The sequence below is a fragment of the Pseudomonas sp. PDM04 genome, from assembly GCF_014851765.1.
Classification (GTDB): domain Bacteria; phylum Pseudomonadota; class Gammaproteobacteria; order Pseudomonadales; family Pseudomonadaceae; genus Aquipseudomonas.
Genome location: NZ_JACVAI010000005.1, coordinates 517,534 through 535,667, shown reverse-complemented (window position 1 = coordinate 535,667; position 18,134 = coordinate 517,534). Strand labels below are relative to the sequence as shown.

The 18,134-nt window shown below is 62.7% G+C and carries 15 protein-coding genes; 9 read left to right on the top strand and 6 right to left on the bottom strand.

Annotation, left to right across the window (positions count from 1 at the left end):
* Window positions 1–10: 10 nt before the first annotated feature.
* The 9 genes from accC (at window position 11) to IB249_RS21880 (ending at window position 11,871) form a co-directional block, all read left to right on the top strand.
* Window positions 11–1,369, top strand: a complete 1,359-nt coding sequence (gene accC, locus IB249_RS21920; protein ID WP_192307795.1) for an acetyl-CoA carboxylase biotin carboxylase subunit — start codon at window positions 11–13, stop codon at window positions 1,367–1,369.
* 173 nt (window positions 1,370–1,542) lie between these two features.
* Window positions 1,543–2,421, top strand: a complete 879-nt coding sequence (gene prmA / locus IB249_RS21915) for a 50S ribosomal protein L11 methyltransferase (RefSeq protein ID WP_192307794.1) — start codon at window positions 1,543–1,545, stop codon at window positions 2,419–2,421.
* A gap of 30 nt (window positions 2,422–2,451) precedes the next feature.
* Complete coding sequence (locus tag IB249_RS21910; protein WP_192307793.1) at window positions 2,452–3,687, top strand: DUF3426 domain-containing protein; 1,236 nt, start codon at window positions 2,452–2,454, stop codon at window positions 3,685–3,687.
* Window positions 3,688–3,872: 185 nt separating this feature from the next.
* A complete protein-coding gene (gene dusB / locus IB249_RS21905) occupies window positions 3,873–4,883 on the top strand; it encodes a tRNA dihydrouridine synthase DusB (RefSeq protein WP_192307792.1) in 1,011 nt (336 codons plus the stop codon).
* Window positions 4,880–5,200, top strand: coding sequence for a DNA-binding transcriptional regulator Fis (fis, locus tag IB249_RS21900; RefSeq protein WP_030128251.1), 321 nt, complete (start codon window positions 4,880–4,882; stop codon window positions 5,198–5,200). Before dusB ends, fis begins: the two co-directional genes overlap by 4 nt.
* Window positions 5,201–5,281: 81 nt before the next feature.
* Window positions 5,282–6,889, top strand: a complete 1,608-nt coding sequence (gene purH / locus IB249_RS21895; protein ID WP_192307791.1) for a bifunctional phosphoribosylaminoimidazolecarboxamide formyltransferase/IMP cyclohydrolase — start codon at window positions 5,282–5,284, stop codon at window positions 6,887–6,889.
* Window positions 6,890–7,039: 150 nt separating this feature from the next.
* Window positions 7,040–8,335, top strand: a complete 1,296-nt coding sequence (gene purD, locus IB249_RS21890) for a phosphoribosylamine--glycine ligase (RefSeq protein WP_192307790.1) — start codon at window positions 7,040–7,042, stop codon at window positions 8,333–8,335.
* A gap of 99 nt (window positions 8,336–8,434) precedes the next feature.
* Window positions 8,435–11,212 carry a hybrid sensor histidine kinase/response regulator gene (locus tag IB249_RS21885; protein WP_192307789.1) on the top strand — a complete coding sequence of 926 codons (2,778 nt, stop codon included), beginning with the start codon at window positions 8,435–8,437 and terminating at the stop codon, window positions 11,210–11,212.
* A gap of 62 nt (window positions 11,213–11,274) precedes the next feature.
* Window positions 11,275–11,871 carry a MarC family protein gene (locus tag IB249_RS21880; protein ID WP_192307788.1) on the top strand — a complete coding sequence of 199 codons (597 nt, stop codon included), beginning with the start codon at window positions 11,275–11,277 and terminating at the stop codon, window positions 11,869–11,871.
* A 79-nt stretch (window positions 11,872–11,950) separates the two neighbouring features.
* Here the strand turns inward: IB249_RS21880 and IB249_RS21875 are convergent, their stop codons facing one another.
* The 6 genes from IB249_RS21875 to cobG form a co-directional block, all read right to left on the bottom strand.
* A complete protein-coding gene (locus IB249_RS21875; protein WP_192307787.1) occupies window positions 11,951–12,601 on the bottom strand; it encodes a hypothetical protein in 651 nt (216 codons plus the stop codon).
* Between the two features lie 28 nt (window positions 12,602–12,629).
* Complete coding sequence (locus IB249_RS21870; RefSeq protein ID WP_192307786.1) at window positions 12,630–13,439, bottom strand: hypothetical protein; 810 nt, start codon at window positions 13,437–13,439, stop codon at window positions 12,630–12,632.
* Window positions 13,440–13,632: 193 nt separating this feature from the next.
* Complete coding sequence (gene cobJ / locus IB249_RS21865) at window positions 13,633–15,336, bottom strand: precorrin-3B C(17)-methyltransferase (protein ID WP_192307785.1); 1,704 nt, start codon at window positions 15,334–15,336, stop codon at window positions 13,633–13,635.
* Window positions 15,336–16,067 (bottom strand): precorrin-2 C(20)-methyltransferase, encoded by a 732-nt coding sequence (locus tag IB249_RS21860; protein WP_192307858.1) that lies wholly within the window; start codon window positions 16,065–16,067, stop codon window positions 15,336–15,338. Before IB249_RS21860 ends, cobJ begins: the two co-directional genes overlap by 1 nt.
* Window positions 16,067–16,693: a precorrin-8X methylmutase gene (locus IB249_RS21855; protein ID WP_192307784.1), complete on the bottom strand. Its 627-nt coding sequence runs from the start codon at window positions 16,691–16,693 to the stop codon at window positions 16,067–16,069. Before IB249_RS21855 ends, IB249_RS21860 begins: the two co-directional genes overlap by 1 nt.
* Window positions 16,686–17,993, bottom strand: coding sequence for a precorrin-3B synthase (gene cobG / locus IB249_RS21850; protein WP_192307783.1), 1,308 nt, complete (start codon window positions 17,991–17,993; stop codon window positions 16,686–16,688). The genes IB249_RS21855 and cobG overlap by 8 nt, the downstream gene beginning before the upstream one ends.
* Window positions 17,994–18,134: the final 141 nt, after the last annotated feature.

Below are 18,134 nucleotides of genomic sequence, written 5' to 3'. Positions count from 1 at the left end.
AGAAACTTTGATGACTGCGAAGTTGGAAAAAGTTCTGATCGCCAACCGCGGTGAGATCGCACTGCGGATTCTGCGTGCCTGCAAAGAGATGGGCATCAAGACCGTCGCCGTTTACTCCAAGGCCGACAAAGAGCTGATGCACCTGGGTCTGGCAGACGAATCCGTCTGCATCGGCCCGGCTTCTGCCGCCCACTCTTACCTGCACATTCCGGCAATCATCGCCGCAGCCGAAGTGACCGGCGCTACCGCCATTCACCCAGGCTACGGTTTCCTTGCGGAAAACGCTGATTTCGCTGAGCAGGTCGAGAACTCCGGCTTCGCCTTCATTGGTCCGAAAGCCGAAACCATTCGCCTGATGGGCGACAAGGTATCGGCCAAGCACGCCATGATCGCTGCCGGCGTTCCAACCGTTCCGGGTTCCGACGGCCCACTGCCTGAAGACGAAGAAACCGCCCTGCGCATTGGTCGCGAAGTCGGTTACCCGGTGATCATCAAAGCCGCTGGCGGTGGTGGTGGTCGCGGCATGCGTGTGGTGCACAAGGAAGAAGACCTGATCTCCTCGGCGAAGCTGACCCGCTCCGAAGCGGGCGCAGCGTTCGGCAACCCGATGGTCTACCTGGAAAAATTCCTGACCAATCCGCGCCACGTGGAAGTTCAGGTATTGTCCGATGGCCAGGGCAACGCCGTGCACCTGGGCGACCGGGACTGCTCGCTGCAGCGCCGTCACCAGAAAGTTCTCGAAGAAGCGCCGGCACCGGGCATCGACGAGAAGGCTCGCCAGGAAGTCTTCGCCCGCTGCGTCAAGGCGTGCATCGACATCGGTTACCGCGGCGCCGGCACTTTCGAGTTCCTGTACGAGAACGGTCGCTTCTACTTCATCGAGATGAACACTCGTGTCCAGGTAGAGCACCCGGTTTCAGAAATGGTCACCGGCATCGACATCGTCAAGGAGATGCTCAGCATCGCCGCCGGCAACAAGCTGTCGTTCACCCAGGATGACGTGGTCATCCGCGGTCACGCGCTGGAATGCCGGATCAACGCCGAAGACCCGAAAACCTTCATGCCAAGCCCGGGCACGGTCAAGCATTTCCACGCACCAGGCGGCAACGGCGTTCGCGTCGACTCGCACCTGTACAGCGGTTATGCGGTTCCGCCGAACTACGACTCGTTGATCGGCAAGCTGATCACCTACGGCGCAACCCGCGACGAAGCCATGGCGCGCATGCGCAATGCCCTGGACGAAATCGTGGTCGACGGGATCAAGACCAACATCCCGCTGCACCGTGATCTGGTCCGAGATGAAGGCTTCTGCAAGGGTGGGATCAACATCCACTACCTGGAACACAAGCTGGCTGGTGAAAAGCACTAAGCTTTCAACCCGCAATGACAAAGCCGCCTTCGGGCGGCTTTGTTGTTCCTGGCTCCCCCTGGCGGGTCCGGCGTGTTCAAGGATCACTCCCACAAACGCCCCGCGCTCGCGTAAACTTGCGCGCTTCTCGCAGACCGCTAGGCTGCAATCAATATTTTTCAAAGGTGCCCGCCATGCCTTGGCTGCAAGTCCGTCTCGCCATCAGCCCAGAACAAGCCGAAACCTACGAAGACGCTTTCCTCGAAGTCGGCGCCGTCTCGGTGACCTTCATGGACGCCGAAGATCAACCGATCTTCGAGCCGGAACTCAATACCACGCCGCTGTGGTCGCACACGCATTTGCTGGCCCTGTTCGAGGGCGGCACCGAAGCGGCCGCCGTCCTGGCCCACCTCGAGCTGCTGACGGGCAGCCCGCTGCCCGAACATCACAGCGAAGTCATCGAGGACCAGGACTGGGAACGCAGCTGGATGGATGGTTTCCAGCCCATGCGTTTCGGGCAGCGCCTGTGGATCGTGCCGAGCTGGCACGCCGCCCCCGAACCCGACGCGGTGAACCTGTTGCTCGATCCGGGCCTCGCCTTCGGCACCGGGACCCACCCGACCACCGCGCTGTGCCTGGAATGGCTGGACGGCCAAGACCTGAAAGGCTGCAACGTGCTGGACTTCGGCTGCGGCTCGGGAATCCTGGCCATCGCCGCCCTGCTGCTGGGTGCGAAGGAAGCCGTCGGCACCGACATCGACGTGCAGGCGCTGGAAGCCTCCCGCGACAACGCCGGTCGCAACAATATTGCCGAGGCCCTGTTCCCGCTGTACCTGCCGCAAGACCTGCCGCCGGTTCAGGCCGACGTGCTGGTGGCCAACATTCTTGCCGGGCCGCTGGTATCTCTGGCGCCGCAACTGTCGAGCCTGGTCAAGCCGGGCGGTCGCCTGGCGCTTTCGGGGATTCTCGCCGAGCAGGGCGAAGAAGTGGCTGGCGCCTACGCGCAGGACTTCGACCTCGACCCGATCGCCAATCGTGACGGCTGGGTGCGCATCACTGGCCGTCGGCGCTAGAATGGACGCCTGCATAATCCGGATCGCCGCATGACCGACAGCTTCGTCACTCAGTGCCCGCATTGCCAAACCAGCTTCCGCGTCAGCCATGCTCAATTGAGCGTGGCCCGGGGAGTGGTTCGTTGCGGCTCGTGCCTGCAGGTGTTCAACGCCGCCAAGCAGCTGCTGGAGCAGGCCGGCAAGGAGGCGGTGACACCCGTGGCCCCGCCACTGGCCGAGACGACGGCGCCCGAGCCGCGAGCCATCAGTCAAAAGCAGTGGAGCGCCGCTGAGCTCGACCTGGACGCCCTGGACCTGGACGAAGAACTCGCCCGGCTCGAACAACGGGAAATCCAGCCGACGACCGAGTTCGGCCGCCACCGCGAAGACAACCTGAGCGCCCGCCGCGACAGCACCGAAGCGGACGACGCTCCCTGGTCCGACAGCCTGTTCAGCGACTCACCGGCCGAACGTGCTGAAGCCGCTGAAGCCGCCGACGCCATTGAGGCGACGATCACGCCAGAACCGGACATCGAGCCAGGCAAACCCTCGCGCACCGAACCCTCACTCTCCCTGGAGCCCGAGGAGCTCGACGAGGAACCGCAACCTGCGCAATTGCGCCTGAACGATCCGCTCGACGCCCCGCTGCATCACGAACGTCTCTCGGCCACCGATGACGAACCGGATGACAACCTGCCGTCCATCGCACCCCTGCGCAAACGCCACGAAGCGCCGACGCGGGCCGAGATCCTGCGGGATCTGGACGACGATCCATTGCAGCTCGACTGGCAAAAACGTCGCTCGCCCTGGGGCCGACGCTTTCTCTGGCTGTTGCTGATCCTGCTCGGTGCCGGCGCGCTTGTCGGCCAGTACATCGCCTACCACTTCGATGAGTTGGCTCGCCAGGATCAGTACCGCCCCTGGTTCCAGCAGTTCTGTCCGCAAATCGGTTGCACGGTGCCGTCCAAAGTCGACATCGCGAAAATCAAGAGCAGCAACCTGGTGGTGCGCAGCCACCCGGAATTCAATGGCGCCCTGGTGGTCGACGCGATCATCTACAACCGCGCCCCGTTCTCCCAGCCCTTCCCGCTGCTGGAGCTGCGCTTTGCCGATCTCAACGGTCACCTGATCGCCAGTCGTCGCTTCAAACCCGGCGAGTACCTCAACGGCGACCTCGAAGGCATGACAGAAATGCCTCCGCAGACACCGATCCACATCGCCCTGGACATTCTCGACCCAGGCGCAAAAGCCGTGAACTACAGCCTGAGCTTCCATTCGCCCGAGTGAAACGCTTCAGCGATCGGGGTTTGACGGCACATTTCTGACAGACACCGCTCATACCAAACTGCTGGCGATAACAGAATAACTGTTCAGATTTTGTTCAATTCAGCCTTTATCCGGTCATCGAGAGCGGGTATCATGCCAACCCTTTTTCGAACTCTCATGATCCGGCCCCACAACAGGGAAGTCCTATGTCGGCGGTACGCATCGGTCCATACACACTGCAAAACGGCTTGATTCTCGCCCCGATGGCGGGCGTCACCGACCAACCCTTTCGTCAGCTGTGCAAGCGACTGGGCGCAGGACTAGTAGTCTCGGAAATGGTCACCAGCGACATGAGTTTGTGGAACACCCGCAAATCGCGCATGCGCATGATCCACGAAGGCGATCCCGAGCCCCGCTCGGTGCAGATCGCCGGTGGCGATGCACAGATGCTGGCGGAGGCGGCCCGGGCCAACGTCGAGCTGGGCGCGCAGATTGTTGATATCAACATGGGTTGTCCGGCGAAGAAGGTCTGCAACAAGGCCGCCGGTTCAGCGCTGTTGAAGGATGAGGCTTTGGTGACCGAGATCCTGCAGGCCGTGGTGGCCGCAGTCGATGTGCCGGTCACGCTGAAGATTCGTACCGGCTGGGACCGGGACAACAAGAACGGTGTGACGGTAGCGAAGATTGCCGAGCAGGCAGGCATCACGGCGTTGGCGGTCCATGGCCGCACCCGTGCCGACCTGTACACCGGTGAAGCCGAGTACGACACCATCGCCGCGATCAAGCAGGCGGTGTCGATGCCCGTCTTCGCCAACGGCGACATCGACTCGCCGGAAAAGGCCCGGTATGTGCTCAACGCAACCGGTGCCGATGGATTGCTGGTAGGACGGGCTGCCCAGGGGCGGCCATGGATTTTTCGTGAGATCGACCATTACCTGCGTACCGGCGAGAAGCTCCCGGCGCTGGAACTGGTCGAAGTGGAACGCATTCTGCTAGAGCATCTGGCTGCACTGCACGTCTTCTATGGAGACGTCATGGGCGTGCGGATCGCCCGCAAGCATGTGGGCTGGTATCTCGCAACCTTGCCGGGCGCCAGGGAGTTTCGCGCCCACTTCAATCGTTTGGAAGATACGGAAGCACAATGCGCCAACGTTCGGAGCTTCTTTGCCGAACGTTATAAGAGCCTGACAGGGGACGGAGAGTGGGTGGCCGCATGACGATGATGACAGAGACTTTAGTGAGTGGAACAACGCCCGTGAGCGACAACGTGAATTTGAAACAGCACCTCAATACGCCCAGCGAAGAAGGTCAGACCCTTCGCGGCAATGTCGAGAAGGCGCTGCACAATTATTTCGCCCACCTTGAGGGCGCTGCCGTCACGGATGTGTACAACCTGGTGCTTTCCGAAGTCGAGGCGCCCCTGCTCGAGTGCGTGATGAACTACGTCAAGGGCAACCAGACCAAGGCCAGCGAGCTGCTCGGACTCAACCGGGGCACCCTGCGCAAGAAACTCAAGCAGTACGATTTGCTGTAAGCATTCAATCAAACCAGAAAGGCGCCCGCGTAAAAACGGTCGCCTTTTTTGCTGACTCCTTTGCTTTTGATGGAAATTGAAATGACCGACCAGACTACCCGCCTGCCGATCCGCCGCGCCTTGATCAGCGTCTCCGACAAGACCGGGATCCTCGAATTCGCCAAAGAGCTTGAAGCCCTGGGCGTCGAGATCCTCTCCACCGGCGGAACGTTCAAGCTGCTGCGCGACAACGGCGTTGCCGCAGTGGAAGTCGCGGATTACACCGGTTTCGCAGAGATGATGGACGGTCGGGTAAAAACCCTGCACCCGAAAATCCACGGCGGGATCCTCGGTCGTCGCGGTATCGACGACGCCATCATGAACGAGCACGGCATCAGGCCGATCGATCTGGTGGCGGTCAACCTGTACCCGTTCGAAGCCACCATCAGCAAGCCGGGCTGCGACCTGCCGACCGCCATCGAGAACATCGACATCGGCGGCCCGACCATGGTCCGTTCCGCCGCCAAGAACCACAAGGACGTGGCCATCGTGGTCAACGCCAGCGACTACGCCAACGTCCTGGAAAACCTCAAGGCCGGCGGCCTGACCTACGCCCAGCGTTTCAACCTGATGCTCAAGGCGTTCGAACACACCGCCGCCTACGACGGCATGATCGCCAACTACATGGGTACCGTGAACCAGGCCGCCGAGACCCTCTCCACCGAAGGTCGCAGCGAGTTCCCGCGCACCTTCAACAGCCAGTTCGTCAAGGCCCAGGAAATGCGCTACGGCGAGAACCCGCACCAGAGCGCGGCGTTCTACGTGGAAGCCAAGCCGGCTGAAGTCGGCATCGCCACCGCCACCCAGCTGCAGGGCAAGGAGCTGTCGTACAACAACGTGGCCGACACTGACGCCGCGCTGGAATGCGTGAAGAGCTTCGTCAAGCCAGCCTGCGTGATCGTCAAGCACGCCAACCCGTGCGGCGTCGCGGTGAGCCCGGATGCCGAAGGCGGCATCCGCAAGGCCTACGACCTGGCCTACGCCACCGACACCGAATCGGCGTTCGGCGGCATCATCGCCTTCAACCGCGAGCTGGACGCTGAAACCGCCAAGGCCATCGTCGAGCGTCAGTTCGTCGAAGTGATCATCGCCCCGAGCGTCAGCGAAGAAGCCCGCGCCATCGTCGCCGCCAAAGCCAACGTACGCCTGCTGGCCTGCGGCGAATGGTCGGCGGATCGCGCGGCGGCCTGGGACTACAAGCGTGTCAACGGCGGTCTGCTGGTGCAGAGCCGCGATATCGGCATGATCAGCGCCGATGACCTGAAAGTGGTGACCAAGCGCGCACCGACCGAACAGGAAATCAACGACCTGATCTTCGCCTGGAAAGTGGCCAAGTACGTCAAGTCCAACGCCATCGTCTACGCCAAGAACCGTCAGACCATCGGTGTCGGCGCAGGTCAGATGAGCCGCGTGAATTCGGCACGCATCGCCGCGATCAAGGCCGAGCACGCCGGTTTGCAGGTGGCCGGCTCGGTCATGGCTTCCGATGCCTTCTTCCCGTTCCGCGACGGCCTGGACAATGCGGCCAAGGTCGGTATCACAGCGGTGATCCAGCCAGGCGGCTCGATGCGCGACAACGAAGTGATTGCTGCCGCCGACGAAGCCGGCATTGCGATGGTGTTCACCGGCATGCGCCACTTCCGTCACTAACAGAACCGTTTTCCCTGTAGGAGCGAGCTTGCTCGCGATGAACGATACGGCGCCGCGTTGTTTCTGACACCCAGCGTTATCGTTAACCACCATCGCGAGCAAGCTCGCTCCTACAGGTTTCCGAATTCAGCGTCATCCGAGGTTTTTGAAATGAATGTTTTGATCATTGGCAGCGGTGGCCGTGAACACGCCCTGGCCTGGAAAGTGGCTCAGGATCCGCGCGTGCAGAAGGTTTTCGTGGCCCCGGGCAATGCCGGTACCGCCATCGAAGCCAAGTGCGAAAACGTCGCCATCGACGTGCTGGCCCTGGAACAACTGGCCGATTTCGCCGAGAAAAATGTTTCCCTGACCATCGTCGGTCCGGAAGTGCCGCTGGTCGCCGGCGTCGTCGACCTGTTCCGTTCCCGTGGCCTGGATTGCTTCGGCCCGACGGCCGGTGCCGCGCAACTGGAAGGTTCGAAAGCGTTCACCAAGGATTTCCTGGCACGCCACAAGATCCCGACCGCTGACTACCAGAATTTCACCGAGATCGAGCCGGCCCTGGCTTACCTGCGTGAAAAGGGTGCTCCGATCGTGATCAAGGCCGATGGCCTGGCCGCCGGTAAAGGCGTGATCGTGGCCATGACCCTGGCCGAAGCCGAGGACGCCGTGCGCGACATGCTCGCCGGCAATGCGTTCGGCGACGCCGGTTCGCGTGTGGTCATCGAGGAATTCCTGGACGGCGAAGAAGCCAGCTTCATCGTCATGGTCGACGGCAAGAACGTGCTGCCGATGGCCACCAGCCAAGACCACAAACGCGTCGGCGACGGCGACACCGGCCCGAACACCGGCGGCATGGGCGCTTACTCCCCGGCGCCCGTGGTCACCAGCGAAGTGCACCAGCGCGTCATGGACCTGGTGATCTGGCCGACCGTGCGCGGCATGGCCGACGAAGGCAATGTCTACACCGGTTTCCTGTACGCCGGCCTGATGATCGACAAGGCTGGTAACCCAAAAGTTATCGAATTCAACTGCCGTTTCGGCGACCCTGAGACTCAGCCGGTCATGCTGCGCCTGCAATCGAGCCTGGTGTTGCTGGTCGAAGCGGCATTGGCTCAAGCCCTGGACAAAGTCGAAGCGCAATGGGATCCACGTCCGAGCGTCGGCATCGTGCTGGCGGCAGGCGGCTATCCTGGCGACTACGCTAAAGGCGCAGCCATCAAGGGCCTGGACGCCGCTGCGGGCCTGGAGGGTAAAGTCTTCCACGCCGGCACCGCGCTGAAGGACGGTCAAGTGGTGACCGCCGGTGGCCGGGTACTGTGCGCAACCGCCATGGGCGCCAGCGTCGATGCCGCTCAGCAACAGGCGTACAAGCTGGCAGCGAAGATTGACTGGGAAGGCTGTTTCTATCGCAAGGACATTGGCTACCGCGCCATTGCCCGCGAGCGTGGCGAAAATCAGGAATAAGCGTTTCATTCGGTCGGGCAAGGGTTTCAGGCCCTTGCCGGACTATTCCGGCGCCGCGCATAGTTATACTCTGGCATCAACCTACGAAGGGATTTCGCCGTGCGCTGGCTCAGGATTGCCATAGGTTTCACCGTCACGCTGATGACGCTGCTCTTCATGCTGTCGGCCCAGGCCGCGCAGGGCAGTGGGTGGGCGGTATTGTTCGACGAGCAGGGCGACCTGCAACTGAGCGACATCCGTTCCGCTCGCTATATCAATCAATTCAGCCCCACCGAACTCGAACGCCTCACCGCAGCCGAACCCGGCGGCGCGCTCTGGCTGCGCTTCAGGCTGGCCCCCGGCAAACACGAACAGTTGCTGCGGGTGTTTGCCCCCGACCTGTCACGCCTCAACCTGTATGTGCTCGACGGCGACAAGCTGATCGATCAGCTGAACAGCGGTTCCGAACAGCCTCAGGCCGAACGGCCCTTGCCCAACAGCGACTTCATGTTGCCGTTGCCGCAAAGTGACAAACCCCTCGATGTTTACCTGCGACTGGCGTCCGAACACCAGATGCGGCCCTACATCACCCTGCAATCGGCGATCATGACCGCGGCGAATCAGAACCAGACGTTGATTTACGGCCTGCTGTTCGGCTGCATCGGCATGCTGATCCTGCACAACCTGATCCGCTACGCCTATACCCGCTCGCGCAGCAGCCTGTGGCTGGCCGGCTGTGAAGCGTTGCTGATGCTCAGCGTGGCATTGCTGCTCAACCTCGCCGGACCCTGGTTGCCGGACTGGCACGGCCTGCAGACACCGGGCGCTTACCTCGCCCTGCTGCTGACCGCGCCCTGCGGTCTGATGTTCGCCTACCGTTTCTTCGCCCCGCTCGGCCCCCATCCGCTGAACAAGCTGCTGCTGGGCGACATTCTGTTCATCTGTTTCTGCGGCCTGCTGCTGTTGTTCGTCAATACGCTGCCCCTGAACATCATCACCTACGCCATGGTCGCCCTCGCCGGCCTGACGATGCTGTTCGTCAGCGCCTGGCACTGGCAAAAAGGCTATCGCCCGGCGCGGCTGTTCGTGGCCGCCATGGTCGTGTTCAACCTCGGCACGCTGATCATTCTTCCGGCCCTGATGGGGCTGACGCTGATTGAACCGCAAGGCCTGATCACCGCCCTGCTGGCGTTCATCTGCCTCAGCGGCCTGCTGATGAGCATCGCCCTGAGCGAGCGTCAGCGCAGCATCACCGAAGACCGTTTCAGCATCAGCCGCGATCTCGCCGCCAGCAATGCCGAAATCAATGCCAAGGCTGAATTCCTGGCGAAAATCAGCCACGAAATCCGCACCCCGATGAATGGCGTGCTGGGCATGACCGAGCTATTGCTGGGCACCCCGCTGTCGGTCAAGCAGCGCGACTACGTGCAAACCATCCACAGTGCCGGCAACGAACTGCTGACATTGATCAACGAGATCCTCGACATCTCCAAGCTCGAATCCGGGCAGATCGAGCTGGACGACGTGCAGTTCGACCTCAATGCGCTGATCGAGGATTGCCTGAGCATCTTCCGCGCCAAGGCCGAACAGCAGAACGTCGAACTGATCAGCTTCATCCAGCCGCAGGTGCCGCGGGTCATCAGCGGCGACCCGACACGCCTGCGCCAGACCTTGCTGAGCCTGCTGGAAAACGCCCTGAAGAAGACCGACGAAGGCGAGATCCTGATCGTCGTCGCTCTCGACGAACGCAGCGCCCGTCCACGCCTGCGCATTGCCGTGCAGGACAGCGGCGAACCGATGGACGCCGAAGAGCGCGACGCGTTGATGCACGCCGAGCTGCACAGCAAGAACTTCCTGTCCGCCACCCGTCTGGGCGGCAACCTCGGACTGGTGATTGCCCGCCAGCTGATTCGCCTGATGCAAGGGGAATTCGGCATCAAGAGTGGCGCCAACCAGGGCAGCACCCTGTGGCTGACCCTGCCCCTGGACCCTGACCGACTCGAACACCCGACCTCCGACCTCGACGGCCCGCTGCAAGGGGCACGGGTGCTGGTGGTGGATGACAACGACACCTGTCGCAAGGTGCTGGTGCAGCAGTGCAGTGCCTGGGGCCTGAACGTCAGTGCGGTGCCATCCGGCAAGGAAGCCCTGGCGCTGCTGCGCACCAAGGCGCACCTGCGCGACTACTTCGATGTGGTGCTGCTGGACCAGAACATGCCCGGCATGACCGGCATGCAACTGGCGGCCAAGATCAAGGAAGACCCGAGCCTCAACCACGACATCCTGCTGGTCATGCTCACCGGCATCAGCAATGCGCCGAGCAAGATCATCGCGCGCAACTCCGGGATCAAGCGCATCCTCGCCAAACCCGTGGCCGGCTATACCCTCAAGACCACCCTGGCCGATGAACTGAACCAGCGCAACAAGGGGCTCGCCGTTTCGCCGCAAACACCCAGCGGCCCGACCGTGCCGGTCAAGGTCCCCAGCGATTTCCGCATTCTGGTTGCCGAAGACAACAGCATTTCGACCAAGGTCATCCGTGGCATGCTGGGCAAGCTCAACCTGCAACCGGACACCGCGAGCAATGGCGAGGAAGCCTTGCAGGCGATGAAGGCGCAGCGCTACGACCTGGTGTTGATGGATTGCGAGATGCCGATCCTCGACGGATTCTCCGCCACCCAGCAACTGCGCGCCTGGGAAGTCAGCAACCAACGGGTTCGTACCCCGGTCGTCGCGTTGACCGCGCACATCCTCGCCGAACACAAGGAGCGTGCGCGCCAGGCTGGCATGGACGGGCACATGGCCAAGCCGGTGGAGCTGTCACAACTGCGCGAGCTGATCGAGCATTGGGTCGCCCAGCGCGAACAGCAGAACCGCGCGGCCGCGCAAACGTCCTGAGCCGACAGACTCGGCGACGCCTGATAGACTCCCCCGACTTCCCTCGCCAGTGAGCCTGCCCCATGCTCCACGTGTTGTTCAGCGTTTACCTGAAGATGCTGGTGCTCTATAGCCCGTTCTTTGTGTTGTCCTGCTTCATCAGCCTGACCCGCGGTTATTCCCGCAAGGAGCAGCACCGGCTCGCCTGGAAAGTGGCGATCGCCACGCTGGTCTCCAGTGTCCTGCTGTATCTGTTCGGTCGCGTCATTTTCAGCGTGTTCGGCATCACCGTGGACGCTTTCCGTATCGGTGCGGGCAGCGTGCTGTTCATCTCGGCGTTGGGCATGGCCCAAGGCAAGTCGGCGGTACAGACCGATAATGTGCAGCAGGACGTCACCATCGTCCCCCTGACCATCCCCCTGACCGTCGGCCCCGGCACCATCGGTGCGCTGCTGGTGATGGGCGTCAGCCAACCGCACTGGGACGACAAACTCACCGCCATTCTCAGCATCGCCCTGGCCAGCTTCACTGTCGGCGTGGTGCTGTATCTGTCGAACCGCATCGAACGCCTTCTCGGTGACCAGGGTTTGCAGATTGTCAGTCGGCTGATGGGGCTGTTCGTCTGTGCCCTGGCGGCGCAGATTATCTTCACCGGGGTCAGGGGTTACCTGGTGCCCTGACCTGCCCCGGAATGACACCGCCGTAAAAAAGGCCTTGTTCGCAAGAACAAGGCCTTTTCGTTTTTACCCACAGCACACTTCAGAACCTGAGTGTGTGCACCAGGCGTTTGGCGGAGTACGACTCGATTTTTTCATGCACCCGTGCACGGTAGTGCTGGAAAACCGCCCGGTTGAAGGCGTAGACACCGCCACCCGGGACAATCTCCAGATTGTGGTGAAACTCGCTCCAGAGAAAAAGGGCCTGCTCTGTCACCCGGGTGCTGTACTGCACGCTCAATAGACAGACCACCGTTTCACCCGACGCCAGGCGCTCGCAAGGCGAGCACTTGAGAATGCCCTGCCCCCCTCGCGCCACGTTGCCACGGAAAAACTCCCAGGCGAACCGGTCCAGCGCCAGGGCCCTGTAGGTCTCACGAACACATTGCCCCAGACGGTCGTAACCGACGCGACCGATCACCGTATGGCTCATCGTCAGCAGTTCCTGAATACTCGACACCCGGAACGGTTCCGGAGCGATAAAAGCCTTGAGGGTGAAACCCGCTTTTATCAGTCGCCCCTGATAATAGTCGAACCAGACTTTTTTCGAGACTTGCCCCGGGTATTTGTCATTGGCCGCCAACTCGGCATATAACAGGCAATCCTGTATATCCTGCCGATCCTGCGCACTCACCTGCGGGGTAAATGACGCTAAACAACCGCCCACCACCACCGCATCAGTAATCGTTGGCATCTCAATACCTCAACACCGAATCGTGTCGTCAGCCCACCAACTTCTTGAACAAGTCCTGGCCGAAGTTATCGACATAGGCCTCGATCTCCGTACGTTTACGTTCGTAAGCGCGCCGGTTGAAGTTGCGAACACCGGCGGCCTGAAAAACGTGCACGCCGGCCGTATTGAAATTGAAAAACAGGAAGTTGCCGCGATAATTCCTGCTATAGACGTCCAGCCCGCCCATGACCATCGCCATGCCGCCCCCCGGAGCGACGATGCAGGGCACCGCCTTGAAACTGACGACCTGGCTGTTCTTGCTGCCCGAATCGACGATCGTGAGGGCTTTTTCGTCGCCCTTGAGCTGTTCAAAACCACTGGCAACCAGATTCAATATGTTGCCTGAGCCCGCACTGATCACGGTCTTCAATACTTGAAGCAGTGCTTCATTCATGGTCAGCGTCAGTGCTTGGGAGTCGTATTGCTTGCGCGTGAAGCTTTCCATGGCCCAGCCCGCAGCGGCCAGGCATTGGTTGTATTTTTCGTAGCGTTTCTCCTGGGAGCTGTCGGCAGGCATTCTGCTGACCACGGCTTCGGCAAACGCCTGGCTGTCGAGCGCACACTGCCTGTCCTCTGCGCCGAGGCGTTGCTCGAAGACAACCAGGGATGGGCCGACGATCGAAGTGTCGGGCGACGGATCCTTGCGCTCGGCAGAGTCGGTCATTGCCGCGGTGGACCGTTTGACCCGTCGCGGCAAGGACACGGCGGCCAGTTCCGCTTCAATACTTTTAAAGAAGGCGTCTTGTGCTGCCGTGTTGAAAGTTGAATCTGTGAAGTTATTTTCCAGCGAGTCAATCATGTTTCAGTCCTTCCATTAGTTAATCACCGCTCCCTGCGGCAACTGCAAACTAAAACAGGTACAACAAACATTCAATTCAATGTTCGACAGCAACTTATACCATTGATTACCAATACACTAACGCACCTCTAACTTTACTGAAAGAAGTGCACTATGAAGTGTTTTGAATGCGGCTCCTGAGGAGCCGCTTACATCAATTGCCAGGCTTGGCGCCGTACCAACGCGGGGTATACACCCACACCCCGCCGTCCGGACGCGCAAACGTGCAGGTGGTCGAAGAGCCGACAAGCACCATGGTGCGCATGTCCACCTGATCAGGCGTCAGTTGACCGAGCGTCGTCACGCGCAAGGTCTGGCCGGGGCGACCGATGTCGCGGCCCAGGACCACCGGGGTCTGGGGCAGACGATGTTGCGCAACGATCTCCAGCGCACGCCCCAGCTGCCAGGGGCGCGAGCGGGAGATCGGGTTGTAGAACGCCAGCGCCAGATCCGCCTGCGCCGCCAGGTCCAGGCGCTTCTCGATGATGGCCCAGGGTTTGAGGTTGTCCGACAGCGACATGACGCAGAAGTCATGCCCCAGCGGTGCCCCGGCCTGCGCGGCCGTCGCCAGGGAGGCAGACACCCCCGGCAGCATTTCCAGTTCCACGTTGTGCCAGGCCGGGTCGGAGGACTCGTGCAACGCCTCGAGCACTGCCGCCGCCATGGCGAACACGCCCGGATCGCCCGAAGACACCACCACCACCGAGCGTCCCTGTGCCGCCAGTTCGAAGGCGTGACGGGCGCGCTGCATCTCTTCGCGGTTGTCGGTGCAATGCAGCACTTGATCGGCGCGGAACGGACCGGCCATGCGCACGTAGGTTTCATAGCCCAGCACATCATTGGCCCGAGCCAGTTCCGCCTTGACCGCCGGGACCATCAACTCCGCCGCGCCAGGCCCCAGGCCGATCACTGCCAGACGCCCGCGCGGGCGGCCGATCGACAGCGGCTGCAGCGGATGTTCGGCCACGGCGATGGCGATGGCGTCATCGCCGAAGATCGACACCGGCTGATCGACAGCGTTGCGCGCCCGCTCCCTGAGTGCTGCGGTGTCGCTGGCAAAGCGCAGCGGCACCCCCAGTTCCAGTGCGGCTTCGCGCAACGACGGGTCGGCCATGTCACGATCGGCCGCCAGCAGCAACGCCACCGATTGCACAGCGATGTTCGCCTGGTGCAGCGCCTCGCGAATCGCCTGCGGCAGGTCGGCCACCCCGGCATTGACCGCCACCAGCACGTTGCGCGGGTAGATCAGTAATTCGTTGGCCGTGGGCGTGCGCTCGGCATGCCCGACATGCACCGTCAGCCGCGCCTCGGGGTCCTGCGGTAGCTGCGCGTCGGCCAACCATGGGGCCGAGCCTTCGATGCGCACCGTTTCACCCGCGAGTAGATCGGAGACGAAACGCTTGCCCAACGCCAGATCACCGAGCGCGAAGCCAGTGGGCGGGTTGAGCAGGCAGGTGCCGAAACGCAGTTCGCCACTGGTGGTGATCGCGGCCGGTACCTGCAACGCAGCGCCTATCTCCCGCGCCAGGACGTTCACCCCACCCAGCCCCCCCAGCAACGGCACCACCGCGCTGCCGTCTTCGGCAACGGCCAGCACCGGCGGCTCGGCTCCTTTCTCCAGCAGCAAGGGCGCGAGGGTGCGGATCACGATGCCGGCCGCGCACAGGGCGATGATCGGCGTGTCCTGTTGATAGAGTTCGCGCAGGGTCGCGCCGAATTCGCGATAGACACGATCCGCACCCTCGACCCGTTCGGCCAGCCCATGGACCAGGGCGCCGGGGTACAGCTGTTGGATTCTGCGCGCGGTGGCGAGGCTGCCATTGCCAAGAATGACAATCGCCGGAACTGGACGCGTCATCAGCCTTGCCACCTTTCACCCGGAACGATGATCAGCGAGAAGTAGGGCGAGGACATCGGCTCGACCTCCGCCAGCGGCACGATCTTCTGGTTGGCCATGGTCGCGCGTTCGACGTACAGCGCACGCCCCGCCAGCCCGAGTTCCTCCAGTACCTGACGCACCTTGGGCAGATTGCGCCCCAGTTTCATGATCACCGCCGCGTCGGCGTCGGCCAGGCGTCGCTTGAGGTCCTCGTGCGGCAAAACACCGGACAGCACCGACAGGCTCTGGTTGCGATACACCAATGGCGCACCGAGCACCGATGCGCCGCCGAGCATCGAGCAGACACCCGGCACCACTTCGGCTTCATAACGTTCGGCCAGACGATCGTGCAGGTACATGTAGGAGCCGTAGAAGAACGGATCGCCCTCGCAGATCACCGCCACGTCCCGGCCGGCGTCCAGGTGCGCGGCGAGCTCTTCGCCGGCCGCATCGTAGAAATCGCTGATGACCTGTTCATACGACAGCGGTGCCGGCAAGGCTTCGGTTGTCACCGGGTACACCAGTGGCAGCAACGTCTGCGCCGTTTGCAGGTGCGCCTCGATGATGCCGAACGCGTTGCCCTTCTTGCCCTTGGCGACGAAGTACGCCACCACCGGCGATTCGCGCAGCAGTCGCAGCGCCTTGACGGTAATCAGTTCCGGATCACCCGGGCCGACGCCCAGGCCGATCAAGCGTCCAGGTTGCTGCATCATTCGATCTCCGTGGCGAGGGCATTGACCGCAGCGGCGGCCATGGCGCTACCGCCCAGCCGACCTTGCATGATCACGAACGGTACGCCACGGCTGTCCGCCGCCAGCGCTGCCTTGGACTCGGCGGCGCCGACGAAGCCCACCGGGAAGCCCAGGATCAGCGCCGGTTTCGGGGCGCCGGCGTCGAGCATTTCCAGCAAATAGAACAAGGCGGTCGGCGCGTTGCCGATCACCACGACGCTGCCTTCCAGGTGCGGGCGCCACAATTCCAGGGCGACGGCCGAGCGGGTGTTGCCCAGCTCACGGGCCATTTGCGGCACGCTGTCGTCGCGCAGGGTGCAGATCACCTGATTGTTGGCCGGCAGACGCGTGCGGGTGATGCCCTCGGACACCATGCGCGCATCGCACAGGATCGGCGCACCGGCCGCCAGCGCATCGCGCCCGGCCTGGCCGGCGCCCGTGGAGAACTGCAAGCCGTCTATGGCATCGACCATGCCGCAGGCGTGAATCACGCGGACCGCGAGCTTTTCCAGATCGGCAGGAATGCGCGCGAGGTTGGCCTCGGCGCGAATGATCGCGAAGGAGTTGCGATAGATCTCCTGACCGTCGCGAATGTAATCAAGCATCAAGCGGGCTCCGTGAGCGGGCGGCGAGCAAGGCGTCGACCGCTTCAATAGTAAGGTTGCGTGCGTGCAGGGCGCCGAAACCCGGCTGCCCCGCTTCGCGAAAATAGAGGTCATAGTGACCGGGGGTAACGGCCAGCAGGGTCACCGGGGCGATATGCGCGGCGGCGCAGGAGCGCGGGCAACCGCTCAGGTGCACCTTCAACGCATCACCGTGACGCTGCAACAGCGCTGCCAGTTGCCGGGCGTCGCCCTTGGTGTCGGCCAGGCCCCGGCCACAGCCCGTAGACCCGGTGCAGGCGATCAACTGCGACAAGGCCTGATCGGCGTCGCACAACAGCCCCAACTGCTGCAGGCGGCGCAGGACTTCATCGGCGTGCTCGCGGGGTACATTGGGCAACAGCAGGCTTTGCCAGGGCGTGAATCGCAGCGTTGCATCACCGTATTCGCACGCCAGTTGCGCGGCACCGCGCAGCATCGCGCCATCGAGTCGGCCCAGGGGCGGCACGCCACCGACATAGACGTGTTGCGCCTGCGACTGCGCGTGCGCGCCCATGTGCAGGCCCGTCTCATGGACCGGGCGCTGCCAGCCCGTGACCGGCTGAAGGGTCACGCGCTCGGCCAGTCGCGCCACGAACGTGGCGGCCGGCATTTCGGCCAGCACATGACGCATGCGCGTCTGCTCGGGGCGCGCCAGTTCGAGGAACAACTCCAGCACGGCGACCACCAGGTCATGACCAGCGTCCAGCGCCACCGACCCGGCCGGCACGTCCGTGGGACAACCCGCCAGGCCGAACGCCAGTCGGCACTCGCCCGCTTGCCCGTAGGCCGAGAGCCACAGGTCGTTGGGGTGCTCGAGCATTGCCAGCGCCTCACCGCCATCCAGTTGCAGGGCGAACTTGGGGCTGAGATCGTGAAAGGGCTCATGGCGCTGCACGGTGGCCAGGATCTGCTCGGCCAGGGCGCGGGTATCGAACAGCATGTGCCGGTCTATGCCGGCACTCGGACTGAGCATCAGGTTGCGCACGTCATCGCCCGCCGCGTGGTGCGGGCCGAGACCCGCCGCCAGCAGGCGCTCGATCAACGCCGCCTGTTCCGCGCCTATCCCGCGTATCTGCAGGTTGGCGCGGTTGGTCGCTTCAATCGCACCGCTGGCGAAGTCCTCCGCTGCACGGGCCACCGCATCGGCCTGGGCGCTGCTGATCGAGCCGCCGGTCAACTTGATGCGGCAGATACCGCCGTCCAGCGCCGGGACGATGCGTAAGAGTCCCGGACAGGCCGAGGGGCGTACTGCGGTGGACATCGGACGTTCGTTCAAGGGCATGACCCGTACAGGTGGCGAGGCGCTTCGCGGGCAAAGCGGGCGGTATTATGCCTGCTTTGCAACCGGGTATGAAAAGCCTGTCGGACGACCAGAGCACTCGGGGAACAGAAACCGCTGCAG